Genomic DNA, 21,829 nt, shown 5'->3' with positions numbered 1-21,829 from the left:
CTAACACTAGACGAAATTGTATGGGGTGACCGGTCAGAAGCGGTGGAATGACCACTGCGCTCAACCAACTCCTGCCTAAAAGCGTCAGGCCAATGGCCTGTGGGCTTGGCGTTGCCTTGAGCATAGTGGCCGCGCCCGCGCAGGCGAGCCCAGTCGCAGCCGCGCTGCCGATCTCCTTCTCGATCCCGGTCGTGCCCTTCTGCCCATATTCCGCGACAGGCGCCGATATTCTGGCACCAGCAGCGAGCCTCGACGGATCGAAATCCAGCGCAATCCTGGGCAATCAGGTAAGCGCACTCGAGCAAATCAGGTCACAGCAGTCTGGAGCGGCTGCTCCTGTCGAATTAGCCCCCGCAACAGCGACCACGAATGATCTGAGTTGCGAGCTATCGGCGCCGTGGCTCGCGGAGGCCCCCTCCTTCGCAACAAGTGTTGTGGACACGCCCGCTATTTCGGACGATTTCCTCGGCACATCACGAATTCCCATAGGCTTCACGCCGTCATCCGATGAATGGTCCAGGGTTGCCGCAGCACCCATCCGTAGTGATGAGCCGATGCAAATCCTCGGCTCCGCCACGGAAGACCAGTTCACGGCCGCGGCGGAAATCAATCGCTGGGTCAACGGTAACATCGAGCATGTCGATGATATCAGCCTTTATGGTCAGTCAGACTACTGGGCGGATGCCGACCAGACTTTGGCTTTAGGTCAGGGTGACTGCGAGGACTTTGCGATCCTGAAGTATCATTTGCTTGCCGCCAGCGGTTTCGATGTCGAGGACATGTACCTGACCCTCGCATATGACATGGTGCGCGGCGCCGACCACGCTGTTCTCATCATCAGGATGGCGGATGGCTTCTATATGCTGGACAATTCGACCGATGCGATGCTGCCAGCAGATCAATCATACGATTATCGCGCAACGATAACGCATGGTGCAACGGCGACCTGGATTCACTCCGCTCTTCAGACAAATGAGCAGGCGAACCGGGTTCACCTTTCGGTCAATGCGACATCCAATCCGCGCGAAATCGGCTTGAACAGGTAAGACAGGACGCTCCTGCGTCCGGTGATGATTTCCGCCTCGGCAACCATGCCGGGTACGATCGGGAATTGCTGTCCGTTGTGATCGATCACGCTATCGTTCGTCTGGATGATTACCCGGTAATAGGTTTCCTGCGTCGCATCATCGAAGATACTGTCCGCCGAAATCTCCATCACCTCGCCTTCCAGCCCTCCGAATATGGAAAAATCGAAAGCGGTGATCTTCACATTTGCCCGGTCTCCGACGGTGACAAAGCCAATATCGCGCGGGCTTACTCTGGCCTCGACCAGAAGGCGATCGCCGATCGGGACGACTTGCATGATCATTTCACCCGCACCGACAAATCCGCCCACCGTGTTGATCTGCACATCGTTTACGATTCCGGAGGCGGGAGACCGCAATTCATTGCGGTCGCGCCGGGCCTCTGCCCCGCGGATCGTTTCTTCGTTTACCGCGATGCGTGTTTCCACTTCACTGCGTTCGTTGAGCGCCTGTTGGCGAAATTCGAGACGCACCGAGCGCAGATTGGCCTGGGCTTCATTGATTGCAGCTGCTGCCCGTCCACTCGCCTGGCGCGCGGCAGCTAGGCGCCCGCGCACATCCACCAATTCCCGCTGAGCTGTGAGGAATTCCGTCTGCGGTACGATGCCCTGTGCAGCGAGCGGCTCAAGCATGTCGACCTGCTCCTGGGCAAGGCGCACGCTGTCTTCAAGTGAGGCCACAGTGGCCTGCGCTTCCTGATACTCTCGCCTGCGCTGTTCAACAGCTGCGGCCAGACCTGCCTCGCGGCTACCGGCATTGGCGAGCCTGACATCTCGCAACCTGCGCTCTTCAGCGCAGATCGTACCGGCGCCGCAATCTTCCTGCGCTCCGCCAGCTTCCACGTTCAGGCGATTGGCCCGTGCTGATAGCCTTTCATTCTCAGCCACCAAACGGCCCAGTTCTGAATCGGCAAGCGTATCGTCCAGACGCACGAGCAGCTGGCCTTCTTCCACCGTCTGACCACTTCTGACGAGAATTTCCGCAATCACTGCCGGCTCTGCTGGCTGGACCAATTGCGCCTGGCTCGAGGGAATGACACGGCCGGACCCTCGTGTAACCTCGTCGATTTCCGCGAAGCTGGCCCAAAGCACGAAGATGGCAATGCCCAATCCGCAAATCGCGATCAGCCTGGAGGAAGGGTCCGCTTCCCTCACGCGATTGAGAAAGCTCTGGCTCATCGCGAACCCTCATCGGCAGCTTCGTGCGAAGCCCTCGCCTGGTCCAGGCTTGAAGACGTTTCGCCGGGCATCGGTATCTCGAGCCGCCACTCGGTTGTGGTATCCAATCGACCGCCAACGTCATTCGGGGCGCGCCGATCCGTCGGGTCAGGCTCCAACGCGTTGATTGGGGCAACAGATCCGTCGTCTGCCGGCAGTATCTCGTCATTGCGTGCGAGCATCGTGCGCCTAACTGGCGGTATCCATTCGCGCCCTCGCCAATTCGCGGTGAAGCTTGCCGGCAGTCCCACGCGGCCGGGGAAGCGGTAGAATATGTGAACGCCGATCTGCTCGATCTTGCCGAGCGTGAAGGCCCAGCGCGGCAGGACATAATCAGCGTGGTAATGCGTTGCGGAACCCACGGAAGTCTCGACATGGCCCGTGAGCGCATCGCTCGCCAATTGCTGGGATCGCTCCCACAGGCGCGCGATCGGCTGGCGCGCCAGCGATCCATCGCAAACGAAACTGAACTGGCAAACCGGCCTGTCCCAACCCTCGTACACGACCCCGCAGACGGTCGACGGAAAGGCGGGATGGCGAACCCTGTTCAGGACGACCTGCGCAACCGCGCGCTGGCCAACCACCGGTTCGGTCGCCGCTTCATAGTAGATCGCCTGGGTCAGGCACCGATGGGCATTGGCAAAGCGCGGATCGTTTCGGCTCCCTGCCGAGAAGCCAGCCAGAGCCGACGGCGCTTCGGCAAGGAAGGGTATTGCGGCATTACGATCCTGAGCGCTGGAGCCGTAATCAATGACCGCAGCGTTTTCATCCAGTGTCGATGCCAGTGCAGCAGTGTGCTCCGGCGCCATCATCAAATTCGGTGAAGCAAGAGCGGCGGAAGCAGAGGGATCCGAGGTTATTGCAGGAGAGGCAAGAAGGGCGAGGAAGGTAGCACACGCTAGCAAACGAACCCCGGACCGGTTGCCGAGGCGGCTTACGAATGCTCTTGTTTCGGCAAATCCCCTCATTTGACCTCTCCCTGCCTGGCCGAAAGAATCTCTTCTTTCGATCCGTCAGCGACTACCTGTCCCTGGTCCATGACCACGATGCGTGAGCATAGCGCAAAAAGCGCGGGACGGTGCGTCGAAACGACAAGTGTCTGGTTCTGAAGCAATGTGGCTTTCAATCGTTCAACGAAGATTGCCTCGGTGCGGCTATCCATTGCTCCTGTTGGTTCATCGAGGAATAAGAGCTCGAATGGGCTGGCAAAGGCCCGCGAAAGCGCAAGAAATGCACGTTGGCCGCCTGACAACATTCGGCCGTGTTCCCCGACCTGACGTTCGAACCCCACAGCATCGCGGGACAGGAATTGATCGGCCCCGCTCGCCGCCAGCGCTTCCATGATTGCTTCGTCGCTTGTGCCGGGATTTCCAATCGCGAGATTGTCCCTAATGCTTCCGGTGAAAAGGTCGGCATCCTGCCCGACGAAGCGAAGAGCTCTTCTCAGCACCTGCGGGCGATATTGGCGGGCGTCGGTGCCATCGACGCGGACTGCACCTTCGGTCGGCTGGTACAGGCCGCACAGGACACGGCCCAGCGTCGATTTGCCGGAGGCGACGCGCCCGATGATGGCCACCCGCTCGCCCGGTTCGAAACGCAAGCTGACCTGATTGAGCGCGGCGACAGAGCCTTCGGGATAGGTAAAGCTCACCCGGTCGAGGGTGATTTCGCGCCCTGACTTTTGCACGGGGAACGACATGGAACCATGCCGTCTCTCGTCATCCTCATCGAATATGGCCTCGATCGACGACAGGGCTTCTCGAGCTTGTCTGCCGCGCGTTATCAGGAATGCAATCTGTCCGGCGGGGGCCAGCGACCGGGAAGCGAGCATGACGATCGCAATAATCGCGCCCATGGAAATTTCGCCGCTCACAAAAAGGTAATAGCCACCCACGATGAGCGAAACGGAACATATCTGCTGAAAGGTCGATGCCAGCGAGACAGCAGTGGAATTGATCTTTTTGAGGCGGGCCTGAGAGCTCGCGCTCATCTCCGCAAGGCCGCCCCAGCGCCCAAGCATGGATCTTTCTCCGCTGACGGATTTCAGCGTTTCCATGCCCGCCATGGCCTCGACCAGCATCGTCTGCTGCAAACCATGGTCGCTTTGCGCATCACGCGCAGCTTCGACCACTTCACGCTGCAGGACATAGCCGGCAATGGCCATCAGGATCATGGCCACGATCGGCACAAGCGCTAGCCATCCGGCGATATAGGCGATGACGGCCACGAACAGGACCATGAAACACAGGTCGACCATGAGCATGACAGTCGTCGAAGCGAAGAAGTCGCGGACGAGAGCGTACTCATTCACCTTTGCCGCAAGCGCGCCTGTGCTCCCCTTGCGAGCACTGAGCGGTATCGACAGTATCCTCGCGAAGATTTTCTCGGAAAGCCGAAGATCGAGCCTTCGCCCGACTTCATCGACCACATTGGTGCGCGCGGTGCGCAGAGCGAATTCAAGCGAAAAGGCAAGCAGAACCCCCAGCGCAAGCACCCAGAGTGACGCCTCCGCTTCATTCGGCAAAATCCGATCATACACATTCATCGTGAAAAGCGGGAGCGCGAGCGCGAGCAGATTGATCAGGAAAGATGCGACCAAAGGTGTCTTGAAACCCGCCCGGGCGCGGCGCAGTTCAGACCAGAACCAGTGCCCGCGCGATGTCGAACGCACCAGGTCCTGCCCTTCGCGAACCCGCGACGGATCACCCATGACGCTGGTAAAGTCCCCGGTAAACTCTTCGTTGAGTTCCCGGCGTTTCTCCCACCGTGCCTCGCTGCTGTCGGGCCTCCAGACCAGCACTTCATCATCGGCGATTTCGATTAGAGCCAGTGCGCCGTCCGTCTCTGTTCGAATGACCGCCGGGTAATGTTCCGGCCTGGATGATAGCCTTTTGAGACTGGCCTGCTCATATAGCATGCCGGACGCTTCGAGCGCGGCACCAAGTTGGTGAAATGGCAGGCGGCCGTCCGACGTTCGGGGAAGCATGTCGAATAGCTCGCTTCCGCTCGCTAGACCGAAATGCTTCGCCAATTTTCCAATCGCGAAGATCAGCGGATCTTGATCATCCGTTTGCCTGCTATTTTCAGTCTCCACTTTTGATCAGCTCACAAATTTTCCGCGCGGCCTATCGAGGATATCGGCGGCGCTGCAATTCGGCAGGGGCCGAGGGACCGTAATCAAAGCGCTCCCTTTCCTGCATGTTGGCCCCCGCTCCGGGTTCCAGGCCAAGCGCTTCGAGCAATTGGTTGGTTGCAGCGAGCACCTGGTATTCGGCGAAGAGTTCGGAAAAGCGGGAGGTTTCCCTTCTCACCTGCGTATTGAAGCGCGTGTTCTGCGCGTCGAGCACGTCGAGAAGTGAGCGCCGACCGATATTGAACTGGCTACGATAGGACAGCAACAGATCGTCACTGACCGCAGACTGCCGCTCGAGAGCTTCTCCGACACGGCCCTGCGTTTCCAATGCGTTCCATGCCGTGGAAACATCCTCTTCCGCTTGGCGAACGCGGTCATGCAAAGCATAGCGGGCCTCGCTCGCGCGGCGAACCATTTCCTGAACCTGCGATCGATAGATGCCGCCATTGAAGATATTCCAGCGGAGATAGACACGCGCTTGCACATCGTTGGTTTCGCCGCGGAAACCATCGATATCTTCGCCAATCCGGCCGCGCACATCCACACCGATGCGTGGGTAGAGCTCGCCTTCTGCTGCATCCACCATGGCATGCGCGGCGTCGACATCCGCCTGCGCTTCGCGGACCAGCGGATTATTGGTCCTGGCTAGCCCGATGGCTTCTTCTTCACTGCGGGGGAGATTAGCGCTCAAATCGGGCGGCAGGAGAACTTCGTAGATATCCAGCCCCGTAAGCCGGCGAAGACTGATCTGCGCATTACGCAGACCTTGCTCCGCCTCGGTCTGGAGCACGATCGCCGATTGCAGGCGCTCTTCTGCCTGCTGGCGATCTGCAACGCTGATGGAGCCTTGATCGACGCCTTCGGCAAGATTGGTCACCATGAGCTCGTGGAACCTCACATTGTCAGCCGCAGCTGCGACGATCCGCTCCTGCAACAACACGTTCAGATATTCCCGGGCCACCTGAAGGGCGACGAATTCGGAGCGTTCGACAACGCGCAGCGAAGCCCCATCCACTCGGGCGGCCTGCCTGTGCAGTTCACCGCGCCGGCGCCCGAAATCGAAAATGGTCCAATCCGCAGTCACCGATGCTTCGAGCGGATTCAGCCAATCGTCAGCGATGCCGAGCGCGCTTCGTGTATTGTTTTCCAGACGCCGGAAGCCTGCCGACGCCTCCAAGTCGACAGTCGGCAAGAATTGGCCCTGAGCCTGTTCCCGCTCGAACTGAATGGCTTCGGTGTTCATCTGGGCCTGGATGATTTCGGGGTTGGATCGCAGGGCAGTTTCTACTGCCGCGATCATCTCTACCGGCTCGGCCTCGTCCTGTGCGAATGCCGCCGGCGCAACCGACACCATCAGCAAAGGCATGGCAGCTTTCCAAATCTTGGTCATCTTGGCTTCCCCCCTTATCGGCCGCTGATTTCGACGCGACGGTTTTGCGGTGATCGCGTACCGTCAGGCAAAACGACGCGCGGATTACTCTCACCCTCCGCCCGGGTATTAATAGGCAGAGTCGCCCCGCGGCTGCGGAGCGCGTTCGTGACAGCTTCCGCCCTCTCTTCAGAAAGCACCTGATTGTATTGGTTTGTCCCGGACTGATCGGTGTGCCCGACCACGGTCAGGGAATTCCATCCACATTCGTTGATGTTGGAGACGACGGACTGCACCGATTGGCTTGCATCTGCCGACAGCTCGGCTGAATCGAATTCGAAGAAGATAAGGCCGACAATGTCATCATCGCATGCCTCGGGACGTCTTGCGGGCGGTGCTGCGATAACACGGGCAGCAGGCGCAGGCCTTTCGGCCACCACCGTCATCTGGCGAAAGGCATGATCGCAATTACCGATACTGGTGCGGTCACGAGTCGATGACTCCATGAAACCGAGCGCAATTCCGCACTGCACCTTGGTCTCGAGCGCCCACAAATAGCGGGGATCATCAGCGCTGATAACGGCGTCGTCGAGCGTCATGGCCAGACCGGCCTGATACCGCCGGTCAAGTTCCTCGACGAGGCCCGCATCGCTGAGCGCTAGCATTGATTCCAGATCGCCATCCTGGGCGAAAGCTGCCGAACTGAGTGACACAACACCCAGAGCAACAGACTGCGAAACAAGATTTAATAAGCGCATACCCCCTCCACGCTCCAATTTCGTCAAGAAATTAAGCTACAACGTTAACCATACCTTCGTCCAGCGTATTATTATTGTGCGGAGCCAGTTCGCTGAAACTCGCAAACTGCATTAGCGAACCGCTCAGCAATTCTTCTGCACCGCCGGGTGCAATTGCGGCTTCGCCTCCAGCCATAATCGGCGCGGAATCCTCGGATAGCGAATTCGGGGCGAATTGATCGATCAAAGCCTCCAATTCATCTTCCGAACCAATGTCGGCAAGGATCTCGGCTTTCACTGCAGTTACGGGCAGATCCTGCGTAGAAGCTGCATTTTGTTCGGCCAGCTGGAGCAAAGCGTCCATCGAGGCCATGTCGATCTCACTTCCAGTCGCGAAAGCCGCATCGGACACCGCCCCAGTCGTGCCATCCGACATGGTGAAGCTGGCCGTACCGAATTCAACTACATCGCCATCCGCTTCCACCGAAATCAGATTGTTGCTCACCAGTTCAATGCTGGAGATGCCGGCATCGGAAAGCGATACGAACTCGCCTGCATCGTGCTCCGCATCCAGATCGCTGTCGAGCCAGATGCCGAAGCTTTCAAACGCGTCATCGGCTTGCGTCAGCATACCATCGCCATCTGTATCAAAGCGTGCTGCCACGGCCTCCAGATCGGTCTGGCCATTGCCGCCGAAAACGAATTCGGAAGCGTCGGTCACATATCCATCGCCATTCGCGTCGAATGCAAGGATGGCGCTGCCTGCTGCAATCCACGCGGTCTGGGTTTTCGCCCCGTCCCCGTTGTAATCATAGGCGATGCCCGCATCGAGGCTGGAGTAAGCGTTTCCTCCGCCATCCAGATCCAGCACAATCGGCGTCACCGACGGGTTGAGAGTGATATCAAGCGTTCCGGAGCTCACCACATCGTCGTCATTGTCGATGACCGAGATCGGAACGTTGAAAGTGACAGGATCATTGGTGATGGCAATCGTATTGAAATCGCCGATTTTGAAAGTCTGCCCGCCAGCCCAGTGGAACTCGATGCTATTGTACGGCGTGTCGCTGATACCGCCAATCCGCGTGTCGGAGACCACCCCGCTGACCGTGGCGGAGTCCCCATTGAAGGCAACTGTGAAGTTCTGGCCGCCAACGGTGTGAACACCGGCAGTCGTAATGACCTGACTGTCACCATTGAATTCAATGACAACGGCGCTGATGTCTACCGGCGCACCGTCGCCCACGTCATTGTCATTGTCGGTGTCATCATAGGCGCGCAGCTCAACCGTGCTGGTCGGAGGGTTGCCGCTGATTGCAGTGAACAATGCCGATGCGCCATTGACATCATAATGTCCGGTGAAGCTGTGATCCTGGTTAGCAGGGATCGCATAGTCGGCGCCGTTTTTCGGCGTTCCAGAAAGGTCTATGACAAAGTCGACCCGCATCGCTTCTCCCGAACCGACAGAGTTCCCGGACCCGATACCACCTTCATTGGCATTTGTGTTGACTGTGCTGCTGTCGACATTGTTCCCCTGTGTAGGGGTAAGCAGCACATCCTGGCTATTGGCCGTGCCCGGCTGGTTGAAACCCGCCCAAGATCCGTTACCGCCTACGAAGTTATAACCCCCGCCGTTAAAGTCGATCGTCTGCAGCGCATCGATCGGAGCGTCCAGTTCAAGGACGTATTGGTCCTCGTTTACCCCATCGGGATCAAGCGTGATCGTGAACACCGGATCTCCGCTGCCGGACTTGGTTGCGAAAATCTGCGTTCCATCGCTCGATAGCGCATATTCGAGATCGACAAGCCCGGAAGTCAGCCCTTGGCTTTCAAGCGATGTGATGGTTGCCTGAGTGAAAATCACACGGCCACCGTCGGCTCCGAAATTGTTGTCGACGTTGTCATCGCTATCGAGGTCGGCGACATAAGTCGCGGCAAGATTGGTCCCTGTGAGCGCGTCCGCGACGACTGCTGTAGGGCCGTCATCGCTGAAATTGATATTCGCCGATATATCTGCAGGTGCAGAGGTCGCTGTATCGCCATCTCCATCGACGATCGTCGCAACAACGCCAAGGGTTCCGTCATCCAGGTCGATGACATCGTCCGGATCGCTGGCATCGGGATGGTTCAGCGAGAGATACTGCTCGGTGGTGACGATACCTGTTGTGGGGTTCAGCGAAATCGCGAATGCGGCCTGGCCGTCATAAACTCCGCCTTGAACCACGCCGACGACCACTCCGCTGTCGAGCAGTTCGAGGTTGATTGGGCTGCCATCTGTCACCGAAAGTCCCGATGCCGCATTGAGGACAGTAAGACCGAAGGTAAGGCCTGAGTTCCCATCGGCTCCGGGCACAGCGACCCAGCTGATGATCGATGAGTTACTCGAGTCGACGGAAATTGCACCGGTGCCGCCCACATCAGGATCATCACCTTTTGCAATGGTGCCAGTGTCAATGAAAGAGACCAGGCTCGTATTTTGGGTCTCGTCAAGATCAACGGTCGCTCCAGAGGCATTAACGATCACATCAGGACCATCATCGAGCACCGCCACATCGAGCACATCGCCCGCGCTGTCGCCATCGCTGTCGGTCACCGTCACATTGAAGCTGTCGGTAATCCCTTCAGCGGTGCCTGTGCTCGTGTCATCGGGATGATCGGTCGTATTGCCGCTGAGCGTATAGCTCCAGCTGTAAACCCCTGCGTTCTCGCTCACCGTCAGAACGCCGTACGTGCCCTGCACCACGCCGCCTGCGGTCACATCGACAAGGTTGCCGTCCTTGTCCTCGATCACCAACCCGCCGGTCGCTGCCAGCGTGTCATTGCCGGTCGTGATCGTAAACGTGCCGGTATCGCTCTCCGCATCGCTCGATGGGTCAGACCCACTGCCAAGCGCTGCCTCGTCAACCTCGCCATCGGTTACCGTCACCGTCGGCGTGCTGTCATCCGCCAGCACGATCGTAACCGTCGCCGTGCTTTCATCGCCGTCGGTATCGGTCAGCGTATAGGTGAACGTGATCGTCCCCTCTTCGCCCGTTCCCGGCGTATAGGTGAACGTGCCATCAGGATCGAAGTCCAGCGTGCCCGTCGCCGCTGCCATGCCATTGGCGATATCGCCATTATAGGCATACACCCCGGCCTGGTCCGCGCCCTCGACATCGACACCATTGCCATTGTCCGCTTTCACATCGCCCACGATCGGCGCGTTCTCCGGAGACTGCGTCAGCGCATCGTCTGCCGCCGTCGGACCATCATCGAGCACCGCCACATCGAGCACATCGCCCGCGCTGTCGCCATCGCTGTCGGTCACCGTCACATTGAAGCTGTCGGTAATCCCTTCAGCGGTGCCTGTGCTCGTGTCATCGGGATGATCGGTCGTATTGCCGCTGAGCGTATAGCTCCAGCTGTAAACCCCTGCGTTCTCGCTCACCGTCAGAACGCCGTACGTGCCCTGCACCACGCCGCCTGCGGTCACATCGACAAGGTTGCCGTCCTTGTCCTCGATCACCAACCCGCCGGTCGCTGCCAGCGTGTCATTGCCGGTCGTGATCGTAAACGTGCCGGTATCGCTCTCCGCATCGCTCGATGGGTCAGACCCACTGCCAAGCGCTGCCTCGTCAACCTCGCCATCGGTTACCGTCACCGTCGGCGTGCTGTCATCCGCCAGCACGATCGTAACCGTCGCCGTGCTTTCATCGCCGTCGGTATCGGTCAGCGTATAGGTGAACGTGATCGTCCCCTCTTCGCCCGTTCCCGGCGTATAGGTGAACGTGCCATCAGGATCGAAGTCCAGCGTGCCCGTCGCCGCTGCCATGCCATTGGCGATATCGCCATTATAGGCATACACCCCGGCCTGGTCCGCGCCCTCGACATCGACACCATTGCCATTGTCCGCTTTCACATCGCCCACGATCGGCGCGTTCTCCGGAGACTGCGTCAGCGCATCGTCTGCCGCCGTCGGACCATCATCGAGCACCGCCACATCGAGCACATCGCCCGCGCTGTCGCCATCGCTGTCGGTCACCGTCACATTGAAGCTGTCGGTAATCCCTTCAGCGGTGCCTGTGCTCGTGTCATCGGGATGATCGGTCGTATTGCCGCTGAGCGTATAGCTCCAGCTGTAAACCCCTGCGTTCTCGCTCACCGTCAGAACGCCGTACGTGCCCTGCACCACGCCGCCTGCGGTCACATCGACAAGGTTGCCGTCCTTGTCCTCGATCACCAACCCGCCGGTCGCTGCCAGCGTGTCATTGCCGGTCGTGATCGTAAACGTGCCGGTATCGCTCTCCGCATCGCTCGATGGGTCAGACCCACTGCCAAGCGCTGCCTCGTCAACCTCGCCATCGGTTACCGTCACCGTCGGCGTGCTGTCATCCGCCAGCACGATCGTAACCGTCGCCGTGCTTTCATCGCCGTCGGTATCGGTCAGCGTATAGGTGAACGTGATCGTCCCCTCTTCGCCCGTTCCCGGCGTATAGGTGAACGTGCCATCAGGATCGAAGTCCAGCGTGCCCGTCGCCGCTGCCATGCCATTGGCGATATCGCCATTATAGGCATACACCCCGGCCTGGTCCGCGCCCTCGACATCGACACCATTGCCATTGTCCGCTTTCACATCGCCCACGATCGGCGCGTTCTCCGGAGACTGCGTCAGCGCATCGTCTGCCGCCGTCGGACCATCATCGAGCACCGCCACATCGAGCACATCGCCCGCGCTGTCGCCATCGCTGTCGGTCACCGTCACATTGAAGCTGTCGGTAATCCCTTCAGCGGTGCCTGTGCTCGTGTCATCGGGATGATCGGTCGTATTGCCGCTGAGCGTATAGCTCCAGCTGTAAACCCCTGCGTTCTCGCTCACCGTCAGAACGCCGTACGTGCCCTGCACCACGCCGCCTGCGGTCACATCGACAAGGTTGCCGTCCTTGTCCTCGATCACCAACCCGCCGGTCGCTGCCAGCGTGTCATTGCCGGTCGTGATCGTAAACGTGCCGGTATCGCTCTCCGCATCGCTCGATGGGTCAGACCCACTGCCAAGCGCTGCCTCGTCAACCTCGCCATCGGTTACCGTCACCGTCGGCGTGCTGTCATCCGCCAGCACGATCGTAACCGTCGCCGTGCTTTCATCGCCGTCGGTATCGGTCAGCGTATAGGTGAACGTGATCGTCCCCTCTTCGCCCGTTCCCGGCGTATAGGTGAACGTGCCATCAGGATCGAAGTCCAGCGTGCCCGTCGCCGCTGCCATGCCATTGGCGATATCGCCATTATAGGCATACACCCCGGCCTGGTCCGCGCCCTCGACATCGACACCATTGCCATTGTCCGCTTTCACATCGCCCACGATCGGCGCGTTCTCCGGAGACTGCGTCAGCGCATCGTCTGCCGCCGTCGGACCATCATCGAGCACCGCCACATCGAGCACATCGCCCGCGCTGTCGCCATCGCTGTCGGTCACCGTCACATTGAAGCTGTCGGTAATCCCTTCAGCGGTGCCTGTGCTCGTGTCATCGGGATGATCGGTCGTATTGCCGCTGAGCGTATAGCTCCAGCTGTAAACCCCTGCGTTCTCGCTCACCGTCAGAACGCCGTACGTGCCCTGCACCACGCCGCCTGCGGTCACATCGACAAGGTTGCCGTCCTTGTCCTCGATCACCAACCCGCCGGTCGCTGCCAGCGTGTCATTGCCGGTCGTGATCGTAAACGTGCCGGTATCGCTCTCCGCATCGCTCGATGGGTCAGACCCACTGCCAAGCGCTGCCTCGTCAACCTCGCCATCGGTTACCGTCACCGTCGGCGTGCTGTCATCCGCCAGCACGATCGTAACCGTCGCCGTGCTTTCATCGCCGTCGGTATCGGTCAGCGTATAGGTGAACGTGATCGTCCCCTCTTCGCCCGTTCCCGGCGTATAGGTGAACGTGCCATCAGGATCGAAGTCCAGCGTGCCCGTCGCCGCTGCCATGCCATTGGCGATATCGCCATTATAGGCATACACCCCGGCCTGGTCCGCGCCCTCGACATCGACACCATTGCCATTGTCCGCTTTCACATCGCCCACGATCGGCGCGTTCTCCGGAGACTGCGTCAGCGCATCGTCTGCCGCCGTCGGACCATCATCGAGCACCGCCACATCGAGCACATCGCCCGCGCTGTCGCCATCGCTGTCGGTCACCGTCACATTGAAGCTGTCGGTAATCCCTTCAGCGGTGCCTGTGCTCGTGTCATCGGGATGATCGGTCGTATTGCCGCTGAGCGTATAGCTCCAGCTGTAAACCCCTGCGTTCTCGCTCACCGTCAGAACGCCGTACGTGCCCTGCACCACGCCGCCTGCGGTCACATCGACAAGGTTGCCGTCCTTGTCCTCGATCACCAACCCGCCGGTCGCTGCCAGCGTGTCATTGCCGGTCGTGATCGTAAACGTGCCGGTATCGCTCTCCGCATCGCTCGATGGGTCAGACCCACTGCCAAGCGCTGCCTCGTCAACCTCGCCATCGGTTACCGTCACCGTCGGCGTGCTGTCATCCGCCAGCACGATCGTAACCGTCGCCGTGCTTTCATCGCCGTCGGTATCGGTCAGCGTATAGGTGAACGTGATCGTCCCCTCTTCGCCCGTTCCCGGCGTATAGGTGAACGTGCCATCAGGATCGAAGTCCAGCGTGCCCGTCGCCGCTGCCATGCCATTGGCGATATCGCCATTATAGGCATACACCCCGGCCTGGTCCGCGCCCTCGACATCGACACCATTGCCATTGTCCGCTTTCACATCGCCCACGATCGGCGCGTTCTCCGGAGACTGCGTCAGCGCATCGTCTGCCGCCGTCGGACCATCATCGAGCACCGCCACATCGAGCACATCGCCCGCGCTGTCGCCATCGCTGTCGGTCACCGTCACATTGAAGCTGTCGGTAATCCCTTCAGCGGTGCCTGTGCTCGTGTCATCGGGATGATCGGTCGTATTGCCGCTGAGCGTATAGCTCCAGCTGTAAACCCCTGCGTTCTCGCTCACCGTCAGAACGCCGTACGTGCCCTGCACCACGCCGCCTGCGGTCACATCGACAAGGTTGCCGTCCTTGTCCTCGATCACCAACCCGCCGGTCGCTGCCAGCGTGTCATTGCCGGTCGTGATCGTAAACGTGCCGGTATCGCTCTCCGCATCGCTCGATGGGTCAGACCCACTGCCAAGCGCTGCCTCGTCAACCTCGCCATCGGTTACCGTCACCGTCGGCGTGCTGTCATCCGCCAGCACGATCGTAACCGTCGCCGTGCTTTCATCGCCGTCGGTATCGGTCAGCGTATAGGTGAACGTGATCGTCCCCTCTTCGCCCGTTCCCGGCGTATAGGTGAACGTGCCATCAGGATCGAAGTCCAGCGTGCCCGTCGCCGCTGCCATGCCATTGGCGATATCGCCATTATAGGCATACACCCCGGCCTGGTCCGCGCCCTCGACATCGACACCATTGCCATTGTCCGCTTTCACATCGCCCACGATCGGCGCGTTCTCCGGAGACTGCGTCAGCGCATCGTCTGCCGCCGTCGGACCATCATCGAGCACCGCCACATCGAGCACATCGCCCGCGCTGTCGCCATCGCTGTCGGTCACCGTCACATTGAAGCTGTCGGTAATCCCTTCAGCGGTGCCTGTGCTCGTGTCATCGGGATGATCGGTCGTATTGCCGCTGAGCGTATAGCTCCAGCTGTAAACCCCTGCGTTCTCGCTCACCGTCAGAACGCCGTACGTGCCCTGCACCACGCCGCCTGCGGTCACATCGACAAGGTTGCCGTCCTTGTCCTCGATCACCAACCCGCCGGTCGCTGCCAGCGTGTCATTGCCGGTCGTGATCGTAAACGTGCCGGTATCGCTCTCCGCATCGCTCGATGGGTCAGACCCACTGCCAAGCGCTGCCTCGTCAACCTCGCCATCGGTTACCGTCACCGTCGGCGTGCTGTCATCCGCCAGCACGATCGTAACCGTCGCCGTGCTTTCATCGCCGTCGGTATCGGTCAGCGTATAGGTGAACGTGATCGTCCCCTCTTCGCCCGTTCCCGGCGTATAGGTGAACGTGCCATCAGGATCGAAGTCCAGCGTGCCCGTCGCCGCTGCCATGCCATTGGCGATATCGCCATTATAGGCATACACCCCGGCCTGGTCCGCGCCCTCGACATCGACACCATTGCCATTGTCCGCTTTCACATCGCCCACGATCGGCGCGTTCTCCGGAGACTGCGTCAGCGCATCGTCTGCCGCCGTCGGACCATCATCGAGCACCGCCACATCGAGCACATCGCCCGCGCTGTCGCCATCGCTGTCGGTCACCGTCACATTGAAGCTGTCGGTAATCCCTTCAGCGGTGCCTGTGCTCGTGTCATCGGGATGATCGGTCGTATTGCCGCTGAGCGTATAGCTCCAGCTGTAAACCCCTGCGTTCTCGCTCACCGTCAGAACGCCGTACGTGCCCTGCACCACGCCGCCTGCGGTCACATCGACAAGGTTGCCGTCCTTGTCCTCGATCACCAACCCGCCGGTCGCTGCCAGCGTGTCATTGCCGGTCGTGATCGTAAACGTGCCGGTATCGCTCTCCGCATCGCTCGATGGGTCAGACCCACTGCCAAGCGCTGCCTCGTCAACCTCGCCATCGGTTACCGTCACCGTCGGCGTGCTGTCATCCGCCAGCACGATCGTAACCGTCGCCGTGCTTTCATCGCCGTCGGTATCGGTGATGGAATAATCGAATGTAACCGTGCCTTCTTCCCCCGGGACCGGAGTGTAGGTGAAGGTACCATCGCCATTGTAAACCACCGACCCCGCACCTTGCAGCGAGCCTTCGACCAAAGCGATATCGTCATCCTGAACGTCGTCAGCGCCAACGACATCATTGTCGATGACATTGACTGTAATCGGTGCATCTTCAACCACATCCTCAGGGCCGAAATCATCCGCCGCTTCCGGTTCGTCATCCTGAATGTCGATAACCAGGTCGCCGGCATCGGTGTCGCCATCGAGGTCGCGCACAACGATTTCGAAGGATACGCTCGTATCGTCACCCGAAGTGTTGTCGGCCAGCGTATAGACGTAGGTGAAGGAGCCGAGACCCGTCGCAGGGTCAAAAACGAGATCGGTGATTACAAGCGTGCCTGTATCGTCCGACACAATTGTCTGGGGCAGGTTGTCGATATCCAATTCGACGCCGTCGATCGTGATACCACCCAGACCGTCGGGCGAACTGAATGTGACAGTCGCCGAGGTTTCCTCGCTCGAGTCGCTGTTATTGTCGGGCACGGCATCGGCACCTTCGCCGGTACCGACAGGTTCATCGCCGCGCGGAGGCAAGCCACCTTCAGCGACAAGAGTCCCTTCGCCCGTTTCCGGAATGAAAGTGATCCCTGGAGGGGCATCTTCGATCGAGATAGTCAGAACTGCCGATGACACGCTGCCATCTTGATCGACAATCTCGTAAGTGAAATCTTCTTCGACACCGCCACCGGAATCCAGATTCCGGACATAGGTATAGCTGCCATCTTCGTTGATTGTCAGCTCGCCGTAGGTTCCGACCAACGTTTCGCCAGGCGCAGCACTGCCACCCGCGTTGGAGAAGCCTGTAACACCTTCACCGACAGGGAAGTCATCCGCCCCCGAGATGTCATTGGCGAGCACGTTGCCGCTGATCGGGTCATGCGAACCCCCAGGCACGGTGGCACTGTCGTCCACGCCAATCGGCCCGTCATCGACAATATTGATCTGCAGCGTCGCGCTCGCTTCATCGCCATCCGTGTCCACAATTGTGGCAACGAAGAAGCCATCGGCTTCGACACCGAGAGAATTGTCTTCGAGTGTGTAGCTGAACCCGATCTCGCCAGAAGCGAGATTGATACTGGTGATGGTGAGCGTTCCGTAAGGCGAGGTGAAGGTTTGGCCGACGGCCGTAATCTCGACATCGTTAATCAGGATAGCAGAGACACCGTCAGGTGAACTAAAAACGATTGTGCCGGCGGTAGTCTCTCCAGAGCCTGCTTCATCCGTGCCTTCAGGCTCACTGGGCTCGCCGCGCGCCGGAAGCCCCTCTTCGAGAACTGTGGCAATTGCATTCTCAACACCGACCGGATTGTCCGGCGTCTCGATAACGACCTCCGGTTCGTCATCGTCCAAGGGAGCAGGAATGACTTCCTCCTCCTGGACCAGAAGCCGTGACAGTTCTGTGTAGGGCAAGAGATCGCCCAGATCGAAAGCGTCCTGCAGGTCACGGGGGTCGACGAGGAAATTGCCTCCGGAACTCTGGGGAGCGCCCGCTGCAGGCTCGGCTTCGTTTCCGATCAGTAGGGCGGCAACGTTCTGCGGAGGAATAACCGCGCCCTGAGCGATGATTTGGGGCACGTTGATCGCACCGTCCGGAACCACGATCCGGTTTCCGTCAGCCAGAACGATGATCAGATCATCGCCTTCAACCTCGAGCCGTTCGATAGTCGTGCCATCGGGGATGACGACCGGATTGATTGCCTGAGGCCCGACGCCCGCAGATTGCTGCTGCTCTGCTTCGGGCGCTAACGCATTGTCATCCGAACCGAAGTCGAACGCCATTTCTGCGGGTTCGACATCATCAAAGCCATCTGCCGCGTCGCGATCAAGGTTTCTTTCGCTCATAATTCCCCCCAGGCCGCATCAATGCGGCTGCTCGGCGCAATCGACGGTCAAACCGACGGTTACCCGAAAATTAACTATCTGAGGAAACCAGTTAAAAAGAACAGTTTCAAGTAAATTAACTAACCTGACCTAGAGTGACACGGAAAGACGCGGCAGCCTTACCGATGCGTGCGCACAACCCACTGATAAAAAGCAATTTTATTTTCACGATGCGCCAATTTACAGTTATTGACATTGATCAAAACTGGACTTTGGAAACCGCTGGGATTTCACGCCGACACCCGAGAAATTCAAGCGACTCGGAGATCTTCACTCTTGGGTCTAGAAATTATAATATAAGCGTATGTAACTTTTGATCACGACAACTGCTGAGCGGGCGCTCCCAAGTGGGGAGGTTTTGAGCTTGTCCTGCGCTTTCAATAACTCCCGGCCAAAGCCATGGTCGCTACCCCGCCAGCCCCGATTGCAACTCCGTAGGGCAAACTCCCCAGCAGCTCCCGCTTGTGGCGCAGCATTGCGACGACCCAAGAGATCGCGACCAGAACAAATCCGGCCAGAGCTGTCGCCAAAAGCAGATCGAGCGCCTGGCTCAGGGGAAACCACGCTGCCAAAGCGCTATAGATTTTCGCATCCCCGCCGCCCCAAAGCCCGAATTTGAAAAGCACCATTCCGGCAACCAGCGAGACTGCCATGTGCGCTGCCTGAGAAAGAAAGCCACCCGGCATCATGTCCAGAGCTGAGAGACCCAGCCCCGTCAACGAGGTTACTGCGCTTAACCAGTTGGGGATTCTCCTTCGCCAGAGATCCGAGCCCGCGGCAAGAAGGGCGAAGAGGCAAAACAGCCCCAATACTGCGGCGGCGGGCATGTATGGATCAGTTTCGGCCGAGATTGAAAGAAATCGGATAGGTCGAAACTGTCCGGCGCTGTAGTTCCCCGCTTACACGGACGAATACTCTTCCTTCCGAAGTCTGGAATTGCGATTCATCCTCCGCAGGACGGTCAGCTGCATCGGACTGTTCCGCGATGGCTGCTACGGCGAATTGCACGGGGTAGTTGCGTTCTCGTTCGGCATTTACGACCGGGTTTGTCCGCCCTCTCTGGTCGATGTGAAAGACAGCAGGGCGCTCTGCCTGCCCTGCGACCAGGCGTGGCCCCCATTCGTCACGCGATGCGATCATCACCTCACGCGAGGACACTCTTTGCAGCCGTGTGGGAAGAGGTTCAGCACTATCGACGCTCTGCGTCACAGCGAGATCCGCTACGGTTACCTCCAGGGCCTCCGCGTCGCCAGCTAGTGCCGGCTCCGGCTGTTGCTCCACTTCTGCGAAAGCGGTGCCGGTCGCCGTGCCATCGAGCCTCGCAAGATTGCGGTGAAAGCGCGGGTCTGCAGGATCAGCTTCGATCGCCGCGAGAAAGTAACGACGAGCAACATCGCTGCGCCCCATCATTTCGTAACCGACCGCCATGCCATTGTACGCAGCCCCAGCATATAACGGGTGGTACGATGCCTGACGGAAGGATGTGATTGCCCGCGTTGGCCGGTTCGCGCGCAAGTGGCGGCGGCCGTCTTCTATCAACTGCACGAAGTAGCTTGTGGCGTCAGCGCTGGTCTCAAGGGGTTCTGCTGAATGGCGCGCGAGTCCCGGAAAGCCCTGGCAGCCCGCCAATGCAACGGCTGTTACAGCCAAGAATAAACCTTTGGAATTGCCCATTGAACCTATCCCCCTGCCATGATCGGAAAGACGTCGCGCACCATACGGATGGATGCCGGAAGCATGATCACCCCGATCATTGTGGGGAGCATGAATACGACGAGTGGAATTGAAATGAGAACCGGAAGACGGTGAGCTTTTTCCTCCGCCCGCATCCGCCGTTTCTCTCGCATTTCCTCGGCATACACCCGGAGAGTGGATGAGACCGAAGTGCCCAGCTTGTCCGATTGGACAAGCAGGGTCGTGAAGCTTCTGATTTCGTCCACGCCAGCTGCGTCCGCCATCCTGCGAAAGGCAGCCTCTCTGGTCGATCCGGCGCGCAGTTGCATAACCGCGGTACCCAGCAGCGTGGCCACCAGAGGGTGCGAATTGGCCATTTCCCTCGCTACGCGATCAAGCGCTGACTCGACACCCAGGCCTGCCTCCATGCAGACGAGCATGAGATCGAGGGCGTCGGGAAACCCATTCACGATTTCCTCTCTCCTGCGATCGGCTTTGGCCTGCAAAAGCAGGGAGGGAAGCATAAGCCCCATCACGCCGAGTATCGATCCGATGATATAAAGGCTCAAGAATCCAGGCGGCTCTGGCCTGGTCAGGGCCATCAGCAGGAACAGTCCCGGAAGAACGAACACTAGCGCAAACCTGATGAATGTATAAATTCTCGGCGCAGCAGGCGATGGGTAACCGGCAGCGATCAATCGCTGGCGCAAACGGACATTATCAGTGTCGCCTAGTTGCAGACCAGTGCGTTCCACAGCGTCGACGATCTTATTCCACGCCGACGTCTTCTTCTCAGCATAGGACGCGGTGACATTGCTGCTGGCAAGGGTTTCACCCTGGATTTTCTGCAGTTCGCCCCGCACCGCAGATTTGCGGTTGATGAAAATCATCACGACGAAGCTCAAGACCACGACGGCAACGAATACGCCGATCAAAAGCGCGATACGCAGGAATGTGCTTGAAAGGAGTTGTTCCATCGTTTCAGACCTTAATATCGATCATCCTGCGGATCATGATGAAGCCGAGCGCGTACATGACCATGAGCCCGACAAATCCGAAGGTGAACATGCTTTCCGAGGCGACGCTGAGATAAAACTCCGGATTGACCATGAACATTCCGACGAAAGCCAGAATGGGCAAGGCGGTCAAAAGCCAGCCCGTCATCCGGCCTTCGGAGCTGAGTGCGCGGACCTTCAGGAAGAGGGATGCGCGTGCCCGGATAACGTCCGACAGGTTTTCCAGGATTTCTGCCAGATTGCCGCCGGTTTCGTTCTGCACCGTCAATGAAACGACAAACATCCTGATATCGTCCAGATCCCACCGTTCAGCCATTTCGGCGAGCGCGTCTGTCAGCTCCGCCCCGTAGGAGACTTCGTCCGAGACCAGTCCGAATTCGCTGCCGATCGGGTCTTCCATCTCCTGCGTGAGGATTTGCAAAGCCGAGGCAATGGGATGGCCTGCCTTAAGGGCCCTGACGAAGACATCCAGTGCAATCGGGAATTGTTCTTCCACCCGGCGGCGGCGGCGTGTCGCCATGAACGACAGAACCATGACGGGAAGAACGATGCCGATGCACACCGATACGGTGATAGCCATCAGGAATGTTCCGGCAGATGCCGCTATGTCGGACAGGGCCACGACCAGAAAGATGAGGGCCAATACGATCAGCGTTAGCAGGCCCATACCGAAGCAGATCTGCGTAAAGCCGAATGAAATCCCCGAACCGGCGACCGTTCTTTGCAGTGCCATCACTGGCCCTCGAAGAGCCGACGGTACGCCGGAAAGTTCGCGTGGCTGGTTCTTGCGCAGCAGGGCCATGACCTGCTCTCGCTCAAGTCCCCGTTTGATAAAGGACAAACGCTTGTTCACGGCCCGCGCGTGCGCACCCTGGGACCACATGAAGTTCAGCGCCAATTGGCTGATCAGAAAGATCGACGCAAAGATTGCGAGC

The 21,829-nt window shown here is 59.1% G+C and carries 11 protein-coding genes; 1 reads left to right on the top strand and 10 read right to left on the bottom strand.

What is annotated here, in order from left to right:
• The first annotated feature begins 47 nt into the window (after positions 1-47).
• Positions 48-1,046, top strand: a complete 999-nt coding sequence (locus O2N64_RS08220) for a transglutaminase-like cysteine peptidase (RefSeq protein WP_271077133.1) — start codon at positions 48-50, stop codon at positions 1,044-1,046.
• Here the strand turns inward: O2N64_RS08220 and O2N64_RS08215 are convergent.
• The 10 genes from O2N64_RS08215 to O2N64_RS08170 form a co-directional block, all read right to left on the bottom strand.
• The gene (locus O2N64_RS08215; RefSeq protein WP_271077132.1) at positions 992-2,263 is read right to left on the bottom strand and encodes an HlyD family type I secretion periplasmic adaptor subunit; all 1,272 of its coding nucleotides are present in this window, start codon (positions 2,261-2,263) and stop codon (positions 992-994) included. The two genes, O2N64_RS08220 and O2N64_RS08215, sit on opposite strands and share 55 nt — an antisense overlap.
• A complete protein-coding gene (locus tag O2N64_RS08210) occupies positions 2,260-3,114 on the bottom strand; it encodes a cell wall hydrolase (protein ID WP_271077131.1) in 855 nt (284 codons plus the stop codon). The genes O2N64_RS08215 and O2N64_RS08210 overlap by 4 nt, the downstream gene beginning before the upstream one ends.
• A gap of 152 nt (positions 3,115-3,266) precedes the next feature.
• A complete protein-coding gene (locus O2N64_RS08205) occupies positions 3,267-5,396 on the bottom strand; it encodes a type I secretion system permease/ATPase (protein WP_271077130.1) in 2,130 nt (709 codons plus the stop codon).
• Between the two features lie 31 nt (positions 5,397-5,427).
• Positions 5,428-6,825 carry a TolC family outer membrane protein gene (locus O2N64_RS08200; protein WP_271077129.1) on the bottom strand — a complete coding sequence of 466 codons (1,398 nt, stop codon included), beginning with the start codon at positions 6,823-6,825 and terminating at the stop codon, positions 5,428-5,430.
• A 14-nt stretch (positions 6,826-6,839) separates the two neighbouring features.
• Positions 6,840-7,589 carry an OmpA family protein gene (locus tag O2N64_RS08195; protein ID WP_271077128.1) on the bottom strand — a complete coding sequence of 250 codons (750 nt, stop codon included), beginning with the start codon at positions 7,587-7,589 and terminating at the stop codon, positions 6,840-6,842.
• A gap of 4 nt (positions 7,590-7,593) precedes the next feature.
• Positions 7,594-18,165 carry a beta strand repeat-containing protein gene (locus O2N64_RS08190; RefSeq protein ID WP_271077127.1) on the bottom strand — a complete coding sequence of 3,524 codons (10,572 nt, stop codon included), beginning with the start codon at positions 18,163-18,165 and terminating at the stop codon, positions 7,594-7,596.
• Positions 18,166-18,581: 416 nt separating this feature from the next.
• Complete coding sequence (locus tag O2N64_RS08185) at positions 18,582-19,031, bottom strand: A24 family peptidase (protein ID WP_271077126.1); 450 nt, start codon at positions 19,029-19,031, stop codon at positions 18,582-18,584.
• A 7-nt stretch (positions 19,032-19,038) separates the two neighbouring features.
• A complete protein-coding gene (locus O2N64_RS08180; protein ID WP_271077125.1) occupies positions 19,039-19,632 on the bottom strand; it encodes a tetratricopeptide repeat protein in 594 nt (197 codons plus the stop codon).
• 251 nt (positions 19,633-19,883) lie between these two features.
• Positions 19,884-20,813 (bottom strand): type II secretion system F family protein, encoded by a 930-nt coding sequence (locus O2N64_RS08175; protein WP_271077124.1) that lies wholly within the window; start codon positions 20,811-20,813, stop codon positions 19,884-19,886.
• Positions 20,814-20,859: 46 nt separating this feature from the next.
• Positions 20,860-21,792: a type II secretion system F family protein gene (locus O2N64_RS08170; protein WP_271077123.1), complete on the bottom strand. Its 933-nt coding sequence runs from the start codon at positions 21,790-21,792 to the stop codon at positions 20,860-20,862.
• Between the last annotated feature and the right edge of the window lie 37 nt (positions 21,793-21,829).

The organism is Aurantiacibacter sp. MUD61, from assembly GCF_027912455.1.
Lineage (GTDB): Bacteria > Pseudomonadota > Alphaproteobacteria > Sphingomonadales > Sphingomonadaceae > Alteraurantiacibacter.
This window is presented reverse-complemented; position numbering and strand designations above follow the sequence as displayed.